Origin of the sequence: Escherichia sp. KTE172, from assembly GCF_000408845.1 — a bacterium.
GTDB lineage: Bacteria > Pseudomonadota > Gammaproteobacteria > Enterobacterales > Enterobacteriaceae > Escherichia > Escherichia coli.
The window spans coordinates 1085479-1104557 of record NZ_KE137316.1; the positions used below are offsets into that span (position 1 = coordinate 1085479).

Sequence of the window (19079 nt, forward strand, 5' to 3'; positions counted from 1 at the left end):
GACGATTACCAGTTATGAATGTCGCTGGCTGTATCCGTCATGTAACGGACACCGCTAATAGTTGGCAGCAACTGATTGATCAGACGGTTCCAGCGGGATACCGGGGCGGTGGTGACATACACCACGTCATAAGGTTGCAGGCGGAATTCTGTCGCCATTACCAGCGACGTCGCATCGGACATATCCAGCTGGTAGATATTGGCAATCTTGCCGTTACGCCCGCTCTCGCCTTTCAGCGGACGAATGACAAAGATGCCGCTGGCGTTGGAGGTGGTCATGTCGATGCCTTCAGCATTGCCCAGGGCTTCAGTCAGGGTCATGCCGCTAAAGTCCATTTTCAGGGTGCTCTGTTTCTTCACTTCACCCATCACAAACACTTTCAGATCATCATTACGTGGCACGTAAAGAATATCGCCGGGGTAAAGCAGTCGGTTCTGATTGAGGTCGCCGTTTTGCATCAGCGCCTGCAAAGAAATGCGCTCTTCACGACCATTGTGTGTTAGCACCACGTTGCGCCAGTCAGCGGTGTCGGTCAGGCCACCTGCGGCGTTGATGGCGTCGAGAATGGTCAGTGGCACGTTGGTAATGGCCTGTTGACCGGATTTATTCACCTGACCGGAGATATAGGCTTTTTGCGAGCGGAAGGCGGCGATATTAACGTCCACCTGCGGGTCAGCGATGTACGTCGCTAAGCGCCCGGTAATATCACTGCGGATTTCAGCGAGCGTTTTCCCCACCACGTGAACTTTGCCGATATACGGGTAGAACATGGTGCCGTCAGGCTGTACCCAGTTGCCGGTGTCGCTGGAGCTGCGGTACTGACCGGCTGGCGTGGTGAGTTCCGGGTGATCCCAGACGGTGACATTAAGAACGTCCCCCGGCCCGACGCGATACTGGTAATTCGCGATCTCGCTTTCCAGCGTCATATTGGGGCGCGCTACATTCGGGCGTGGGCGTAATTGATCAATCAGGCGCGGGGTCAGCGGATAAACATTCACCATTTTGTCGAGATCGAAATCAGCGTCCTGCTGTTTGATGACGTCTTTCCCCAGCGTCGACATATTGCTGCCCGGAAGTACTGTGCAACCGCTTATCAAGGTTACTGACACCAATAATGGCATCAATTTCATTTTGGATTTCATCATTGTTTATTTATCACTTTGGCAGAGTAATTATCCTGTGCACTATTAATAGCAATGTCGCCATGCACATTTACCTTGCAGTTAATTGAATAAAAATTTAACTGGCATCAGTCCTAAAAAAAATTGATTTCATCCGCAGGCTATTGACAGAATAATTCAGACTGGTCTTTCAGGCATCCAGACACGCTACCGCCCCTGGCTTTTTAGCTACCAACACACTGATTTAGCTTAATTTTTCACACCCTCTCTGCATACAGTCGTTGATGAGAAAGGGTTATTGCGGAAATTAACTTCCGAATATAAGGTGACATTATGGTAATTGAATATTGGCTCTCCAATAATGAAGGAGGAAGTGTTACAGCTAACGGAATAGCAGGCAAGGTAACAATTCGGCAATTGGCTATTTTTAAGAATTATATTAAGTGTCGTTCAATATGGTTTTTAGGAGTTTCTTTAGATTGACAATATTTAATATAGTGTCTCCACATGCGATATTTCTTAAATAATGTTTTATTATTAGCACCTTTAATTCTGGGATAATGTGAGGTTATAACCCTCAAATAATATGAGATAAATAGTGCTGCAACATTGCATTTTTGCCCCGATTTATCCATGATCGAATTGTGACATTTGTCATACAACGAATAGGTTTTGTACTTACTATGGAATGGATTGCCGATCCGTCTATCTGGGCTGGGTTAATCACGCTGATTGTGATCGAACTGGTCCTCGGCATTGATAACCTGGTCTTTATTGCCATCCTCGCCGAAAAACTACCGCCGAAGCAGCGCGACCGCGCACGGGTTACCGGGCTGCTGCTGGCGATGTTAATGCGCCTGTTACTGCTGGCGTCTATCTCCTGGCTGGTCACCCTGACTCAACCGCTGTTCAGCTTCCGCTCGTTTACCTTTAGCGCCCGCGACTTAATCATGCTGTTTGGTGGTTTCTTTCTGCTGTTCAAAGCCACGATGGAGCTGAACGAACGGCTGGAGGGGAAAGACAGCAATAACCCCACGCAACGCAAAGGTGCGAAGTTCTGGGGGGTGGTGACACAAATTGTGGTACTGGACGCCATCTTCTCACTCGACTCGGTGATTACCGCCGTCGGGATGGTCGACCATTTACTGGTCATGATGGCCGCCGTTGTTATCGCTATCAGCCTGATGTTGATGGCCAGCAAGCCGTTAACGCAATTTGTTAACAGTCACCCGACGATCGTTATTCTCTGCTTAAGCTTCCTGTTGATGATTGGCTTTAGCCTGGTGGCAGAAGGTTTCGGCTTCGTCATTCCGAAAGGCTACCTGTACGCTGCTATTGGTTTCTCGGTGATGATCGAGGCGCTCAATCAGTTGGCTATCTTTAACCGGCGACGTTTTCTTTCCGCTAACCAGACGCTGCGCCAGCGGACTACCGAAGCGGTAATGCGCCTGCTTAGCGGGCAAAAAGAAGATGCGGAACTGGACGCCGAAACCGCGTCCATGCTGGTGGATCATGGTAACCAGCAGATCTTTAATCCGCAGGAACGGCGGATGATTGAGCGGGTCCTTAATCTTAACCAGCGTACTGTCAGCAGCATTATGACGTCGCGCCACGATATTGAGCATATCGATCTCAACGCGCCGGAAGAGGAAATCCGCCAGTTGCTGGAGCGAAATCAGCATACGCGGCTGGTGGTTACCGACGGTGATGACGCAGAAGATTTGCTCGGTGTTGTTCACGTTATCGACCTGCTACAACAGTCTCTGCGCGGCGAACCGCTCAACCTGCGGGTGTTGATTCGCCAGCCGCTGGTGTTCCCGGAAACCTTGCCGTTGTTACCTGCCCTGGAGCAGTTCCGTAATGCCCGCACACACTTTGCTTTTGTGGTGGATGAGTTTGGCTCGGTGGAAGGGATTGTGACATTAAGTGACGTCACTGAAACCATTGCCGGTAACTTGCCGAACGAAGTGGAAGAGATCGACGCCCGCCATGATATTCAGAAGAATGCCGACGGTTCCTGGACTGCGAATGGTCATATGCCGCTGGAAGATCTGGTGCAATATGTGCCGCTACCGCTGGATGAGAAACGCGAATATCACACCATTGCCGGGCTGTTGATGGAATATTTGCAGCGTATTCCAAAACCTGGCGAAGAAGTTCAGGTAGGGGATTACTTGCTCAAAACGTTGCAGGTGGAAAGCCATCGCGTGCAGAAGGTGCAGATTATTCCGCTGCGTAAGGATGGCGAGATGGAGTACGAGGTGTGATAAAACATCAAATGCGCAGGTTCAAACTGCGCATTTGATTTATACAAAATTTAGTATAATCTAAGGATGGAGTAATGAGAAAAAAGCTGGTTTTTCTTGATACCAGTCTTGACGATTTACGCGCATTTCCAGAATCGTCTCGACAGGAAATTGGCTATCAACTCGACAGGATCCAACAAGGGTTAAACCCATACGACTGGAAACCTTTTTCAACTATCGGCCCTGGTGTGCGAGAGATTCGTACTCGCGATGCTGATGGGATCTATCGCGTCATGTATGTCGCAAAATTTGAAGAAGCGGTTTACGTATTGCATTGTTTTCAAAAGAAAACACAGACTACCAGTCAATCGGATATTGATTTAGCCAAACGACGCTATAAAGAACTTGTTCAGGAGCGGAAAAATGAAAATTGAAACCTTTGATAGTGTGTGGGATGCGGTGAGTGACACCCCTGAACAAGCGGAAAATATGCGGATCCGTGCCGAACTTGTTACGATCATTAATAACTGGATTGAACAACAAGGGTTTAGCCAGGCTCAGGCAGCGTCTGCTTTAGGGGTCACTCAACCTCGCATATCTGAACTTGCCAGAGGTAAAATCCAGATCTTTAGTATCGATAAATTGATCACCATGATGGCTCATGCAGGGTTGCATATTCAACGTATTGAAGTTCAATATCCACATGCTGCTTAGTGCTATAAATACAGATGGCGACAAATTGACGCCGCCATCTGCATAACTTGTCTTACATCTTCTCCAGCAACTTCTTCACATCTTTGCCATTGCGGGAATCTTTATTCCGCTCGGCCCAGTCATTCAGGCGACGTTTCGCTTCGTCCTGTAGATGTTTGCGTAGCAGCTGGTCCACTTGCAGGCTGTAATTAAGTTGCTGCCAGTTGCCATAAACCCGCAGCGGTACTGGCGTTTCTTTGAGGAAATCAATCAGTTTGCTTTCCCCGTTCCAGCCCCCCACGACCCGAATATCAAACTGGGTGTCACAGGTTTGCTCCGCCAGATTCAACGTACCAGCCCCGGAAAGCGCCAGCATGGGCGATTGACCTTGCATGTCGTTTAACGTCACGACGCCATCCTTCAACGTCAAATCGGTGGTAAAGCGGTCAAGACGCGTTACGTTATCGAAGTTTTCAGCGGCCTTCACATCACCACCATTACGTTCTACCGCTTGCTGAATCATCTGCTGGAAGTTCATCCCTTCCATGCGCGTGTCGGTCATTTCGACATGTGCCTGTCCTTGCCAGTTATGGCGGAATGCGTCGGCATCTATGTCAGCACCGGAGAAATCACCAGCCAGTGACATCTTTCCGGTCAACGAAATCGGATAGTTAAACGCCTTCAGAATGGTACCAATCTCAACGTTTTCCAGCCGTGGCTGGAAGTTTATCCGCGGATTTATTGATGTCGCGTCCAGCGTGCCCGGCAGTGAAACCTGTCCACCGTTAAGTTTGCCCTGCAGTTGAGTAATTTCCAGCAAACCCGACTTGTTGGTCATTTGCGTGGCAACATCTGTAAAATTCATTCCGCGCCAGCGCACGTTACTGGCCTGCAACAAAATATCAGCCGTAAAGCCTTGCAGTCCCTGATAGGCCGGTTCATCAATACGCGAAGAAATGACCGGGCGCGGCAACGTTGATTGGCTCTGCCCCTGCTGCGCGGCACCGTTTTCACCGTTCGCTGTTTCATTAAGCGGGATGAGGTTGTCAAGATTCAGTTGCGGGAATTGCAGTCTCAGCTGCCATTCCGGTTTCTCTGTCAACGTGACCTGTGCTTGCCCGCTCAGCGTACTGTCATTGGCGGTCAAACTAATTTGGTTAAATGAAAGGCGTTTATGTGACTCCTGCCACTGGGCCTGGAAACTCCCCTGCCCCTGAATACCTTGTTTTGGTAAATCTGCACCCTGCAACTGCCAGTTAACTTGTTCAATAGCCGCCGTTAAATCATGCGGATAATCAGAAGCATCTACCGTACCGTTAAGGGATATCGTGAGATCGCGCTGATCGCGATTAACCCGCCCGGAGAACTCAAATGAACCACGATGTTGGGGATCTTGTTCCATTTGCAGGCGAATATTGCGGATTGTCACCTGCTCGTCATCTTCATGCTGGAACACCAGCACGCTGTCCGCCACCTTAAGACTGGATATATCAAACGACCATCCGCGATCGTCTGACAGATCCGGCAAGGTATTGTCGCGTGGTGCAACCGGGGCATCTTCACTGCGTACCGCTTCCGTCTGCGGCGTCAGTTGGATCACTGCCCCTTTTAGCATCACCTGCTTAACGCTCAGTTGATGACTCAGCAGTGGTAAAAGCGCCACGTCCAGACGCATGTTGTCTGCGCGAACCAGTGGCTGGCTCGCGCCCTGGGCAGTGAGAGACATTCGCCCGGAGAGGATACTAAGTTGCGGCCAGACGTGCCAACGCAGTGGCCCGTCGAGCTGCAATTGATAACCGCTACGTGCAGCAACTTGCTTGACCATATAGTCGCGGAAATCATTCGGATTCACCAGCAACACTAACGCAGATAACCCGGCCACCAGCACGACCAGGAGTATCATCAGCGTCGTCAGAAATCGTCTCATGGTATCCTCAATGGGCCTGAATTAGTCTTTATCGATTCGGCTGGCTACCGCGCCCTGCTGGTTGCGATATTTCGCATCTTCACGGCGGTTGTAAGGTCGCGCCGCCGGGCCGGAAAGCGGCTCAAAGCTCAGCGCACCAATTAACATGCCCGGACGCAGCGCCAGCGGCAGCTTACCGGAGTTGTAGAACTCCAGCACAATACAGCCAGACCAGCCCGGATCGATACGGTGCGCGGTGACGTGCACCATAAGCCCCAGACGCGCCAGTGAGGAACGACCGTCCAGCCAGCCCACCAGATCGGCTGGCAGCGTCACCGACTCCAGCGTCACCGCCAGCGCCAGCTCTCCTGGGTGAAGATAAAACGCCTCGCTTTCATCGAGTACGATCTCATCGCTCATCACGCGGTCAAGCGCGGCGCTCACTTCATCTTTGGGACCGCTCAGATCGATAAACGCTGCCGTGTGACCACGGAAGGTACGAAATTTATTGCCCAGGCGCACATCCACCGTCGCGCCATTAATACGCTCCACTGGCGGACGTGGGTTGATCGACAAACGGCCTTCATCAAGCCAGGCTTCAATATCTCGGTCACACAGACGCATGGCATTTTCTCCTTTCGTGCATCACTCCCTTAACGCCAATTACGTCAAGGGCATACCAGGTTATCACTGAACGGTACACAATTTATCAAGCTTATTCAAAGAACTGACTTATTTTCGCTTTCAATATATCGATGGCGATGCGGTTTTTCCCGCCGCGCGGCACGATAATGTCCGCATATTGTTTAGAAGGCTCAATGAATTGCAGGAACATCGGACGCACGGTTTTTTGATATTGCGCCATCACTGAATCCATTGAACGCCCACGCTCGTTAACGTCACGCTTGATGCGGCGCATCAGGCAGATATCCAGCGGGGTATCAACGAAAATTGAGAAGTTAAGTTCGTCACGCAAACGCGCATCCGTTAGCAGCAAAATGCCTTCGAGAATGATGACTTTCTTCGGCTCAACCGTCACCGTTTCTTTCATACGCGTATGTTCAACATAGCTGTAAACCGGCAGGTCAATGGCCGAGCCGCGTTTCAACGCTTGTAAATGCTCAAGCAACAGGCTGTGATCCATCGCGCTGGGATGGTCGTAGTTGGTCTTAACGCGTTCTTCCATCGACAGATGGCTTTGATCTTTGTAATAGCAGTCTTCGGGAATTACGCCGATGTGTTCATCACCGACTTGCTCACGTAATTCACGATAAAGGGTACTGGCAATAAGACTCTTGCCGGAAGCCGATGCGCCAGCGATACCGATAATGACGCACTGATGAGACTGATCAGTCATATATTTAGCGACCTGATTAACCTGGATGTTAGGAAGGGGGCGACGAAGCGCCAAACGCGGCAATTATAGGGATTTCATCCGCCTGATACCAGTCGAATAGCGTTGCCGCGCGCTCAGAGTAATTGTTGACGAATAATTCCCGGTGGCAAATTACGTTGTTCAGTTTTAATGCAAGGTAAAAATTGTTATACGAAGTTGCGCAAATTATCCGCCTTTACGTCACTTTATGAGCAATTCGCATATAAAATGTAAAACTTTTGTACTAGGGAAGGTGCGAACAAGTCCCTGATATGAGATCATGTTTGTCATCTGGAGCCATGGAACAGGGTTCATCATGAGTCATCAACTTACCTTCGCCGACAGTGAATTCAGCAGTAAGCGCCGTCAGACCAGAAAAGAGATTTTCTTGTCCCGCATGGAGCAGATTCTGCCATGGCAAAACATGGTGGAAGTCATCGAGCCGTTTTACCCCAAGGCTGGTAATGGCCGGCGACCTTATCCGCTGGAAACCATGCTACGCATTCACTGCATGCAGCATTGGTACAACCTGAGCGATGGCGCGATGGAAGATGCTCTGTACGAAATCGCCTCCATGCGTCTGTTTGCCCGGTTATCCCTGGATAGCGCCTTGCCTGACCGCACCACCATCATGAATTTCCGCCACCTGCTGGAGCAGCATCAACTGGCCCGCCAATTGTTCAAGACCATCAATCGCTGGCTGGCCGAAGCAGGCGTCATGATGACTCAAGGCACCTTGGTCGATGCCACCATCATTGAGGCACCCAGCTCGACCAAGAACAAAGAGCAGCAACGCGATCCGGAGATGCATCAGACCAAGAAAGGCAATCAGTGGCACTTTGGCATGAAGGCCCACATTGGTGTCGATGCCAAGAGTGGCCTGACCCACAGCCTGGTCACCACCGCGGCCAACGAGCATGACCTCAATCAGCTGGGTAATCTGCTGCATGGAGAGGAGCAATTTGTCTCAGCCGATGCCGGCTACCAAGGGGCGCCACAGCGCGAGGAGCTGGCCGAGGTGGATGTGGACTGGCTGATCGCCGAGCGCCCCGGCAAGGTAAGAACCTTGAAACAGCATCCACGCAAGAACAAAACGGCCATCAACATCGAATCCATGAAAGCCAGCATCCGGGCCAAGGTGGAGCACCCATTTCGCATCATCAAGCGACAGTTCGGCTTCGTGAAAGCCAGATACAAGGGGTTGCTGAAAAACGATAACCAACTGGCGATGTTATTCACGCTGGCCAACCTGTTTCGGGCGGACCAAATGATACGTCAGTGGGAGAGATCTCACTAAAAACTGGGGATAACGCCTTAAATGGCGAAGAAACGGTCTAAATAGGCTGATTCAAGGCATTTACGGGAGAAAAAATCGGCTCAAACATGAAGAAATGAAATGACTGAGTCAGCCGAGAAGAATTTCCCCGCTTATTCGCACCTTCCCTAGCATAAACACAGAAACGAATACTGGCGACCTGGTCTTGCGGATAAAGCGGTAATGAGCAAACAATCACAGCATGTATTAATTGCCCTGCCCCACCCGCTGCTTCACCTGGTCAGTTTAGGTTTAGTCTCGTTTATCTTTACCCTTTTCTCGCTTGAGCTTTCGCAGTTTGGCACCCAACTCGCCCCACTGTGGTTCCCGACGTCCATCATGATGGTGGCGTTTTATCGCCATGCCGGGCGTATGTGGCCGGGGATTGCGCTGAGCTGCTCACTGGGAAATATCGCCGCATCCATCCTGCTTTTTTCCACCAGCTCGCTGAACATGACCTGGACGACCATCAATATTGTTGAAGCCGTGGTCGGGGCAGTGCTACTGCGTAAATTGCTGCCGTGGTATAACCCATTGCAAAATCTGGCTGACTGGCTGCGTCTGGCACTCGGCAGCGCCATTGTTCCGCCTCTGTTGGGGGGTGTTCTGGTTATCCTGCTGACGCCCGGAGACGATCCTCTCAGGGCATTTTTGATATGGGTACTGTCAGAATCCATCGGCGCACTGGCACTGGTGCCGCTGGGGTTGTTATTTAAACCACACTATCTGCTGCGCCATCGCAACCCACGGTTGCTTTTTGAGTCGCTGCTCACGTTAGCCATCACACTGACGTTAAGCTGGCTTTCGATGCTGTATCTGCCGTGGCCTTTTACTTTCATTATTGTGCTGTTGATGTGGAGCGCCGTGCGCCTGCCACGAATGGAAGCCTTTTTGATCTTCCTTACCACGGTGATGATGGTGTCACTGATGATGGCCGCGGATCCCTCCCTGCTTGCTACGCCGCGTACATACCTGATGAGCCATATGCCGTGGCTACCGTTTTTGCTGATCCTGCTGCCCGCCAACATCATGACCATGGTGATGTATGCCTTTCGTGCGGAACGCAAACACATTTCCGAAAGCGAAACCCGCTTTCGGAACGCGATGGAATATTCCGCTATCGGTATGGCGTTAGTGGGCACCGAGGGACAATGGCTGCAATCCAACAAAGCACTCTGCCAGTTTCTCGGTTACAGTCAGGAAGAGCTGCGCGGACTCACCTTTCAGCAACTGACCTGGCCGGAGGATCTCAATAAAGATCTGCAACAGGTTGAAAAGCTGATCAGCGGTGAAATAAACACCTATTCAATGGAAAAACGCTACTACAACCGCAATGGCGATGTTGTCTGGGCGTTGCTTGCCGTCTCACTGGTGCGCCACACGGATGGCACGCCGCTCTATTTTATCGCTCAGATTGAAGACATTAACGAGCTAAAACGCACCGAACAGGTGAATCAGCAACTGATGGAGCGCATCACGCTGGCTAACGAAGCGGGCGGGATTGGCATCTGGGAGTGGGAGCTTAAGCCGAATATTTTTAGCTGGGATAAGCGGATGTTCGAGCTGTATGAAATTCCTCCGCATATCAAACCGAACTGGCAGGTGTGGTACGAGTGCGTGCTGCCGGAAGATCGCCAGCATGCCGAAAAAGTGATTCGTGATTCGTTGCAATCACGCTCTCCCTTTAAACTGGAATTTCGCATTACCGTGAAAGACGGCATTCGCCATATCCGCGCCCTCGCTAACCGGGTACTGAATAAAGAAGGCGAAGTCGAACGCCTGCTCGGCATTAATATGGATATGACCGAGGTAAAACAGCTTAACGAGGCATTGTTTCAGGAAAAAGAGCGCCTGCACATTACGCTGGATTCCATCGGCGAAGCCGTGGTCTGTATTGATATGGCAATGAAAATTACCTTTATGAATCCGGTGGCGGAGAAGATGAGCGGCTGGACGCAGGAAGAAGCGTTAGGTGTTCCACTCCTGACGGTGTTGCATATTACTTTTGGCGACAACGGACCATTAATGGAGAACATTTACAGTGCCGACACCTCACGTTCCGCGATTGAACAAGATGTGGTGTTGCACTGCCGAAGCGGCGGCAGCTACGACGTGCATTACAGTATTACGCCGTTAAGTACTCTGGACGGCAGCAATATTGGTTCGGTTCTGGTGATTCAGGACGTCACCGAATCGCGCAAAATGCTGCGCCAGCTGAGCTACAGCGCCTCCCATGATGCACTGACGCATCTCGCCAATCGCGCCAGTTTTGAGAAGCAACTACGCATCCTGCTGCAAACGGTAAACAGTACACATCAGCGACATGCACTGGTGTTTATCGATCTTGATCGCTTTAAAGCGGTGAATGACAGCGCCGGGCACGCCGCTGGCGACGCTTTACTGCGCGAACTGGCGTCATTGATGCTGAGTATGCTGCGCTCCAGCGACGTGCTGGCGCGACTCGGTGGCGATGAATTTGGTCTGCTGCTGCCAGATTGTAATGTCGAAAGTGCGCGTTTTATCGCTACACGCATTATCAGCGCCGTGAATGACTATCACTTTATCTGGGAAGGACGTGTACATCGGGTAGGTGCCAGTGCCGGGATTACCTTGATTGATGACAACAATCATCAGGCGGCTGAAGTGATGTCGCAGGCTGATATCGCCTGTTATGCCTCCAAAAATGGTGGCCGGGGCCGGGTGACGATTTACGAACCGCAGCAAGCTGCCGCACATAGCGAACGGGCGGCGATGTCGCTTGATGAACAGTGGCGGATGATTAAAGAGAATCAGTTGATGATGATCGCCCACGGTGTCGCTTCGCCGCGGATCCCGCAAGCGCGTAATTTGTGGCTGATTTCACTTAAGCTCTGGAGTTGCGAAGGCGAGATTATTGATGAACAAACATTTCGTCGTAGCTTCAGCGATCCGGCACTTAGCCATGCTCTTGACCGACGGGTATTCCACGATTTTTTCCAGCAGGCCGCCAAAGCGGTTGCCAGTAAAGGTATAAGCATCGCCCTCCCGCTTTCCGTTGCCGGTTTGAGTAGCGCCACGCTGGTGAATGAACTAATTGAGCAGCTGGAAAATAGCCCTCTACCACCACGGTTATTACATCTGATTATTCCGGCAGACGCGATTTTAGATCACGCAGAAAGCGTGCAAAAACTGCGGCTGGCGGGATGTCGGATCGTATTCAGTCAGGTGGGCCGCGATCTGCAAATCTTCAACTCGCTGAAAGCGAATATGGCAGATTACCTGCTACTTGATGGTGAGTTATGCGCCAACGTGCAGGGAAATTTGATGGATGAGATGCTGATTACGATCATTCAGGGGCACGCTCAGCGGCTCGGGATGAAGACCATCGCCGGGCCAGTAGTTTTACCCCTGGTGATGGATACGCTTTCTGGCATCGGCGTCGATCTGATTTATGGCGATGTGATTGCCGATGCCCAACCGCTGGATTTGCTGGTGAATAGCAGTTATTTCGCGATTAACTGAGGCGTGCTTCCCCATCGCCTGATGCGGCGTATCAGGCCTACAATTCGTCCGTTCCGTCTGGTTGCCAGCCTTCCGTATACCAGATATGCAACAGCGCATAAGAACGCCAGGGCTTCCAGCGTTCGGCATAACGGCGGATTTGTGCCGGTGTCATTCCCGGAAATCGCTGTTTAATCAGATAATCATCCGGCAGGAAAACATCTTTCGCCTGCCAGCCACGTAAGGCGAAATAATTCGCCGTCCAGCGCCCGATACCCGGAAAAGTTTGCAGCGTTTTCATCGCTTGCTCTACGTCGCCCGGAATTGTCATTGGTAAGGTGCCCTCCAGCGCCGCATTTGCCAGATTAATCAGCGCCTCTGCCCGTTTCAACGGCATACCTAACGCTTTTAATGCCTGCGGGTCGGCTGCTGCCAGCCGCTGAGGCGTGGGGAAGCAGACATAATCCGGAAAATCATCCAGCCGTTCGCCATAAAGCTGTGCCACTCTGGCGGTCAATTTTGCCGCCATCGCCACGCTCACCAGTTGGCCTAAAATCGCCCGCACGCCCTGCTCAAAAGCATCAACACAACCAGGTAAACGCAATCCGGGCCGCGCCGCGCCTAACTTGCCCAACGCACCGTTAACAATCTGCGGGTTACATTGCAGATCAAACAGGCGGCTCATTTTCGCCAGACACTCTGCGGCAACAGGTTCTAAACCTGCACTTAAATTTATGTGCAGAGTATGGCGGGCTATATCCGGAATAGCAGTCACCACGCCGCGATATTCGCCCACCGCCAGACTACGGGCATAATAATCGTCAGCGACCGTTTCCACACCGTTCACCGCACGGGCGGCGAGAAATCCCAACATCCACGACCAGTCATACGGCGGCTGCCAGTTCAGGGTATACATCGCATCTCCTTGTTAATCCGCTTTCAGCATAAACGTTATTCAGACGCTACGCTTTGCTTTCATATTCCGGTTGTCGCGACGGCAACATTTCGCTAAAGTCACGCCCCTTCTTCACCGGCATGGGGATTATTTCGTGTTTATTGGTTTTGATTACGGTACAGCAAACTGTTCAGTGGCGGTCATGCGCGACGGTAAGCCGCAATTACTGAAAATGGAAAACGACAGCACGCTGCTGCCTTCAATGCTTTGCGCGCCAACGCGTGAAGCGGTAAGCGAATGGCTGTACCGCCATCATGATGTTCCGGCAGACGACGATGAAACGCAGGCGCTGCTGCGTCGGGCGATTCGTTATAACCGCGAAGAAGATATCGATGTTACGGCGAAAAGCGTGCAGTTCGGTCTTTCCTCACTGGCACAGTACATTGATGATCCAGAAGAAGTGTGGTTTGTGAAATCACCAAAATCGTTCCTCGGTGCCAGCGGCTTAAAACCGCAGCAGGTAGCGCTGTTTGAGGATCTGGTCTGCGCAATGATGTTGCACATTCGCCAGCAGGCGCAGGCACAGCTGCCAGAAGCGATTACTCAGGCGGTGATTGGTCGCCCTATCAACTTCCAGGGGCTTGGCGGCGATGAAGCAAACACCCAGGCGCAGGGGATTCTGGAACGCGCGGCGAAGCGTGCCGGGTTTAAGGATGTGGTATTCCAGTACGAGCCGGTCGCGGCTGGGCTGGATTACGAAGCCACCTTGCAGGAAGAAAAACGGGTGCTGGTGGTGGATATCGGCGGTGGTACGACTGACTGTTCATTGCTGCTGATGGGGCCGCAGTGGCGTTCGCGTCTCGATCGTGAAGCCAGCCTGCTGGGTCACAGTGGTTGCCGTATTGGCGGTAACGATCTGGATATCGCGCTGGCGTTTAAAAACCTGATGCCGTTACTGGGCATGGGTGGCGAAACCGAAAAAGGCATCGCCCTGCCTATTCTGCCGTGGTGGAATGCGGTTGCCATCAACGACGTTCCTGCACAGAGTGATTTCTACAGTAGTGCCAACGGTCGTCTGCTTAACGACCTGGTACGCGATGCCCGCGAACCGGAAAAAGTGGCCCTGTTACAGAAAGTCTGGCGTCAGCGTTTAAGCTATCGCCTGGTACGTAGCGCAGAAGAGAGCAAAATTGCGCTTTCAAGCGTAGCGGAAACCCGCGCCTCACTGCCGTTTATCAGCGATGAACTGGCTACGCTGATTAGCCAGCAAGGGCTGGAAAGCGCCCTCAGCCAGCCACTGGCGCGGATTCTGGAACAGGTGCAACTGGCGCTGGATAACGCCCAGGAAAAACCGGATGTTATCTATCTGACCGGCGGTAGCGCCCGTTCACCGCTGATTAAAAAAGCGCTGACAGAACAGTTGCCGGGCATTCCGATTGCAGGTGGCGATGACTTTGGCTCCGTCACCGCCGGGCTCGCACGCTGGGCGGAAGTGGTGTTTCGTTAATTGAAAACTGGTTCAGCAACGGCTTAAATCAGCCTGCGCCTGAGCCAGTTTTTCTGCCGCCTGACGTAACGGTTCCATCAACGGCATGGTCCGTGCTGGAGCATGAAGGCGGAATCGCTGCAACTCTGTCGCACCGACAGTCAACGCCGATTCCAGCCGATGTCGTTTGGCGGCCATTTTTGCCATTACCGCTTGTCTGTCTGCAGGCGTTACCGCTTCGTTCGGCCTGAAAACAAAACGGCGTTCGCAACTCGCTTTCCAGTCGATAACCGCCTGGGTCAGATGATCACCAAAACCTTTCACTTGCTTAACGCTCCGTCGGGTAACGTCTGCCGCCGTTTCAATACCAAAGGACCGTAACGCAGCTTTACGCGCAGGGCCAACGCCGGGAATAGAGGCAACATCAATAAAAAATCCCTCCAGAAACTTCTGCTTCTGCCGTTCCCTTGCGGTGTCCTGAAGTGCTGCCAGAGCGCGTTTCTCTTCTTCCGGTAACCCGAGCATTTCGTCCTTCATTTTTTCGAGCATCGTCCGTTTGGCGATAAAACCTTCCAGCCCGCCCAACTGTTGGATCTGGCTGACTAAATGGTCATAGTCCATTTTCGCGCGATTAAACGCCTCACGACGTTGCTGGATTTCTGCTTTGTACGCTTTGCTTGTCAGGCTGCCAATAATCCAGATAGCCGCCAGCACAGGAACCAAAATAATATAACGCGGTTCTGCCTGAAGGCCGCAAAGCAACAGCGATAACGCTGACAGTGCGATCTCAATCAGAATGATGTATTCACGCCGTAACAGGCCTAAAGGAAGCGGCCTGCCAGCAGCCTGGAAATGATCGGGTAATGGCAGTTGCAATGCTGGTGGTGCTACTGACGCCATCACCATTGCCCAGACTTTCGCCAGCACAAAATCACCGCCGGTGGTAATGACCTCTTCGCCGAGATCAATAAAATAGATAACGCCTTGATTATCCAGCGCACACCACGGGCAGTCAGTCAAATGACCGGGGTAAACATGCATTGCCGAAACGGTACATTTCTTTAACTGTTGGCGTAGAGAATCAAGTGCCGCTACCCACGCTTTTGCCGTCGGACGCCCGGTTGCCACGCCACTTTCCGTGAATGCCTGCTGAAACATGGCTTCAACATCGCCCGGTAACATCGACAGCGGAATAGATCGTGGCGGCGGTTTTAAACCACGTCGCTGATTATCTGACGCGTAGGCATAACGGAAATGGGCAATATCCGTCTCCAGTGCATTCCCCGCATCAGAGATAAGCGGCACACCAGAATAAGGATGCCGCCCACCAAACAAGACGTGAAAAATCAGCAACGCAAGGCCAAAATTATCGTGATTTTCTGTGCGTTCAAAGCCGACAAATGATGGCAAGGTTTGCAGCTCTGGCGGCGTAAAATGCGACACGCCGACTTCGCATAAATGCAGTGTGCCATTGGCGTTAATCTGAAAGGAGTCGCTATCAATCAACACCACTTTGCTGTCACGGCCTACCATAAAGCTGTTCTGGTTTACGTCACCCACGACATGCCCGTGCTCGTGAACCGTAGCAAAAGATGAAGCAATATTGCGCGCAACATAGAGTAGAAAATCCCACGCACAATGAGGGTAACGTTGGCGACGATGTGCCGGGCTATAGATCATATGAATCGGTTCTTTACCAGAAACTTTTGGCATCATAAAACCGATAACCTTTCCGCCTCGTCCACCGTGAAGCGTTGCCTGCGGCCAGGCGACATAATTCAACAATTGCGCGTCAGCTGTCGCAGCCATAAAGGCAAGTTTGTCCTGTTTTAAGGCGGGTGGCGGCGTGTGATAAATCTTGGCGACGCTATCGACAAACTCCTCGATATCATAAACCGCGCCTTCGCCACCTTTTCCCAGTTCACGCCCGAGAGTGGTCAATTCACCTGTCGATGTAAATACTTTTATATTTGTCTTCATAATGTTTTAAGGGCAGTCATATTATATTTTAATGAATAATAACACTGCCCATTATAATTATTTCCATATTGGAAGAGTCCCACTCAAGAATAAAAATGATAATGCAATTTCATCAGGATACAATTCAATTCCAACCTGATAATGATTCACTTCCACAGATTTTTTGCTAACTTTTACTACACAGGGATTCTGGAAAAAAGATGAAAAAGATATTACTTATGTTGAGTCTGCTATTTTTTACTACCGCGGGCTTTAGTGAAGTTTCGGATACGTTAGTGACGGGAGGTTATGATAAACAAGCGATGTCTGACGCCATTCAACATGCGCGGAAAGAAACCGATCAATTCATCGAAATTATGAATAAAAAAGATGCCGATACTTTCGCGGTCAAAGCCCCGATAACCGATCACGGAAGAACAGAGCATTTCTGGCTTACGGATGTCACTTATTCTAACGGCATGTTTATTGGCGTAATAAGCAATGACCCTGGTATTGTTACAAACGTAGAATATGGTCAGGAGTGGAAAATCAAGAAAGAAGATATTTCAGACTGGATGTATACGCGCGGGGATAAAATTTACGGCGGTTATACCATTGTTCCTTTATTGGTCACCTATCCAAAAGAAGAAGCCGACGAGCTAAGAGCAAAATTAGTTCGCTAACCAGCCATTATATTAATTGCTTAAACTGGCGGTTGAACTGTTGTCTTCAACCGCCATGCGATGTTCATTCTGTCCACAGCGCCAGTGCCAACGTTTTATCATCATCGGTACGCTCGTTTACCGCCGGGCCGGACAAAAACTGCTTTAACAATTCAGGTAATAAATCGAGTTGTTCCTGCGTTGCTGACGCCAGCCCATTGAAAAACGGGGTAAAGAAAGGCACATGGGGAGAATTATCCAGCATATTTAACGCCAGCCGCTGGATACCATCCGTAAATGCTGCAACTTTGTGCGCACGCTCAGTGCTGGTGAAAGTTTCCAGTCTGGAAACCGCATCTTCATCGGTAATGAAGTGCGTCATGTTGGCATATTCACCCACCATCGGCGTGAGCGGCAGTTGCAGACCGTGCCCCAAATCTACCACCACGCCGCCATCGCCAATCTGCATAATCAAGGTGCCGTCAGGCGATGAAATCAGTCCCAGAAATGTGCAGGCAAAATCGCGAACCGCTAATTCTTTGGCTTCCGCCTCGGCAAAAAGTCGCTGACGAATGGTCAGCACAATATCCGTGGCGAGGACATCATTAAGCCCCAATTCCCCGCCCTGCACTTTTTGCGACATATAAGCCATCGCTTCATTGACGGCGAGCATCGCGCCTTCGCCACCCTGCGAGACACTGCCTGCGCCATCAGCGACAAATACCGACAATAATGGCTGCTGGTCATTTAACCAGGCAACCTGCATCTGGCAGGCATCCTGGCAAGGCAAGTCCGCGCTGATGTGCGACGTTCCAACGGTTGATGCATAGACCAGACGCCAGCTCACACTGACGTCCAGCCTTTTGGCGCTTCCAGCACAACTTCCGTTCCCGGCGTGGAGCGGGAAACCGAACGCAGCGAACTGGATAACCAGCTAAACAGTTCACGGAATTGTAATCCCTGCAGTGGCAAAGGCTGACGAACGCTGATTTGTGCCAAAGTCTTCATATCCGCCCCCTGAACACCGATGGAAAAGAAGGCAAACTTCTTATCTTCTTCCCCCTGAAACACTTTGTTGGCGGCAGCCTGCCACTCATCGGTTGGTGCGCCATCAGTGATCAGGAAAATCCACGGACGATAATAGGAAATACCATTGGCGCGATACTCACGTTTGCGCTCCTCAACCATATCCAGGGCTTTGGTAATGGCGGCCCCCATTGGTGTATCGCCTTGGGCAAACAGGATGGGCGGGAAAAAATTAGCGGCGCTGGTAAAGGGTTGTTCCACATGCACCGGGCCGAACGTCACAATGCCGAGTTCCACTCTTTTTAAGGCCAGCGAATCGGCAAGCAGCTCATCGCGAAAGGTAACCAATCCGGCGTTAAGTTCATTAATAGGTCTACCGTTCATAGAACCAGAAACATCCAGCAGCAAAATGCAGGGGCAACGTGGTTCCGGGTTACTGGCAAAATCGCTGGTGGCAAACATGATTTGTTCGCTCATAAGAAATCCTTTCTTAGAGAATTATTGAGGTCCGGTATCATACCGATTGCAATAATGAAATAAGAGCAAACGAAGAAACTTTCAGAATTAGGCCCGGCGGCGCAGAAAATTTTGCTATTCGCCTCGCAAGAACGGAGAGCCGTCGATTGACACTAAGGGCGGAGTGACATAATTTCAGGAGTGAGGGTTAGGGAGAGGTTTCCCCCTCCCCCTGGTGTTCTTAGTAAGCCTGGAAGCTAATCACTAAGAGTATCACCAGTATGATGACGTGCTTCATCATAACCCTTTCCTTATTAAAAGCCCTCTTCTCCGGGAGAGGGTTTCCCGTTTCAGCGTCCCGCTGAAATCGTCGGCTTACCTCCTTTCGCCCTGAATGCAGTCTATCGCTAACGCGTGAACAAAATAGTTTCCTCTGTGATTATTGCGTAACGACTCGCA

17 protein-coding genes are annotated in these 19079 nt (G+C 51.1%); 8 read left to right on the forward strand and 9 right to left on the reverse strand.

Annotation, left to right across the window (positions count from 1 at the left end; all coding sequences use genetic code 11):
• Positions 1-5: 5 nt before the first annotated feature.
• Positions 6-1145 (reverse strand): polysaccharide export protein Wza, encoded by a 1140-nt coding sequence (gene wza, locus G434_RS18310; protein WP_000978080.1) that lies wholly within the window; start codon positions 1143-1145, stop codon positions 6-8.
• A 309-nt stretch (positions 1146-1454) separates the two neighbouring features.
• Here wza and G434_RS30285 point away from each other — a divergent pair, with 309 nt between their 5' ends.
• The 4 genes from G434_RS30285 (at position 1455) to G434_RS18295 (ending at position 4081) form a co-directional block, all read left to right on the forward strand.
• Positions 1455-1604: a hypothetical protein gene (locus tag G434_RS30285; protein WP_162750043.1), complete on the forward strand. Its 150-nt coding sequence runs from the start codon at positions 1455-1457 to the stop codon at positions 1602-1604.
• A gap of 200 nt (positions 1605-1804) precedes the next feature.
• Positions 1805-3388: a TerC family protein gene (locus tag G434_RS18305; RefSeq protein WP_000454701.1), complete on the forward strand. Its 1584-nt coding sequence runs from the start codon at positions 1805-1807 to the stop codon at positions 3386-3388.
• A 74-nt stretch (positions 3389-3462) separates the two neighbouring features.
• Positions 3463-3801: a type II toxin-antitoxin system RelE/ParE family toxin gene (locus G434_RS18300; protein ID WP_016239044.1), complete on the forward strand. Its 339-nt coding sequence runs from the start codon at positions 3463-3465 to the stop codon at positions 3799-3801.
• The gene (locus G434_RS18295; RefSeq protein ID WP_000687872.1) at positions 3791-4081 is read left to right on the forward strand and encodes a helix-turn-helix domain-containing protein; all 291 of its coding nucleotides are present in this window, start codon (positions 3791-3793) and stop codon (positions 4079-4081) included. Before G434_RS18300 ends, G434_RS18295 begins: the two co-directional genes overlap by 11 nt.
• Positions 4082-4133: 52 nt before the next feature.
• On the opposite strand, the gene asmA is transcribed toward G434_RS18295, so the two are convergent.
• The 3 genes from asmA to udk all read right to left on the reverse strand — a co-directional run bounded on the left by asmA (position 4134) and on the right by udk (position 7323).
• Entirely contained in the window at positions 4134-5987 is a 1854-nt protein-coding gene (asmA, locus tag G434_RS18290) for an outer membrane assembly protein AsmA (protein WP_001252360.1), read from the reverse strand.
• 21 nt (positions 5988-6008) lie between these two features.
• Complete coding sequence (gene dcd / locus G434_RS18285; RefSeq protein ID WP_001234777.1) at positions 6009-6590, reverse strand: dCTP deaminase; 582 nt, start codon at positions 6588-6590, stop codon at positions 6009-6011.
• 91 nt (positions 6591-6681) lie between these two features.
• Positions 6682-7323: a uridine kinase gene (udk, locus tag G434_RS18280; protein ID WP_001295424.1), complete on the reverse strand. Its 642-nt coding sequence runs from the start codon at positions 7321-7323 to the stop codon at positions 6682-6684.
• A 334-nt stretch (positions 7324-7657) separates the two neighbouring features.
• Between udk and G434_RS18275 the strand changes: the two genes are divergently transcribed.
• Positions 7658-8638 carry an IS5-like element IS5 family transposase gene (locus G434_RS18275; protein ID WP_000019400.1) on the forward strand — a complete coding sequence of 327 codons (981 nt, stop codon included), beginning with the start codon at positions 7658-7660 and terminating at the stop codon, positions 8636-8638.
• Positions 8639-8839: 201 nt separating this feature from the next.
• Complete coding sequence (locus G434_RS18270) at positions 8840-12157, forward strand: diguanylate cyclase (protein ID WP_000043742.1); 3318 nt, start codon at positions 8840-8842, stop codon at positions 12155-12157.
• Positions 12158-12194: 37 nt separating this feature from the next.
• Here G434_RS18270 and alkA read toward each other — a convergent pair whose 3' ends face one another.
• Complete coding sequence (gene alkA, locus G434_RS18265) at positions 12195-13052, reverse strand: DNA-3-methyladenine glycosylase 2 (RefSeq protein WP_000288348.1); 858 nt, start codon at positions 13050-13052, stop codon at positions 12195-12197.
• 133 nt (positions 13053-13185) lie between these two features.
• On the opposite strand from alkA, the gene yegD reads away from it, so the two are divergent.
• Entirely contained in the window at positions 13186-14538 is a 1353-nt protein-coding gene (yegD, locus tag G434_RS18260; protein WP_000469740.1) for a molecular chaperone, read from the forward strand.
• Between the two features lie 12 nt (positions 14539-14550).
• Here the strand turns inward: yegD and yegI are convergent, their stop codons facing one another.
• Positions 14551-16497, reverse strand: a complete 1947-nt coding sequence (yegI, locus tag G434_RS18255) for a protein kinase YegI (protein ID WP_000856071.1) — start codon at positions 16495-16497, stop codon at positions 14551-14553.
• 200 nt (positions 16498-16697) lie between these two features.
• On the opposite strand from yegI, the gene G434_RS18250 reads away from it, so the two are divergent.
• The gene (locus G434_RS18250) at positions 16698-17159 is read left to right on the forward strand and encodes a YegJ family protein (RefSeq protein ID WP_000722357.1); all 462 of its coding nucleotides are present in this window, start codon (positions 16698-16700) and stop codon (positions 17157-17159) included.
• A 64-nt stretch (positions 17160-17223) separates the two neighbouring features.
• On the opposite strand, the gene pphC is transcribed toward G434_RS18250, so the two are convergent.
• From pphC to ibsA, 3 genes are all read right to left on the reverse strand, one after another.
• Positions 17224-17985 carry a protein-serine/threonine phosphatase PphC gene (gene pphC / locus G434_RS18245; protein ID WP_000119098.1) on the reverse strand — a complete coding sequence of 254 codons (762 nt, stop codon included), beginning with the start codon at positions 17983-17985 and terminating at the stop codon, positions 17224-17226.
• On the reverse strand, positions 17982-18641 hold the full coding sequence (locus G434_RS18240; RefSeq protein ID WP_000003141.1) for a vWA domain-containing protein: 660 nt from the start codon (positions 18639-18641) through the stop codon (positions 17982-17984). The genes pphC and G434_RS18240 overlap by 4 nt, the downstream gene beginning before the upstream one ends.
• Before the next feature lie 220 nt (positions 18642-18861).
• Positions 18862-18921 carry a type I toxin-antitoxin system toxin IbsA gene (gene ibsA, locus G434_RS29010; RefSeq protein WP_010723109.1) on the reverse strand — a complete coding sequence of 20 codons (60 nt, stop codon included), beginning with the start codon at positions 18919-18921 and terminating at the stop codon, positions 18862-18864.
• Positions 18922-19079 lie beyond the last annotated feature (158 nt).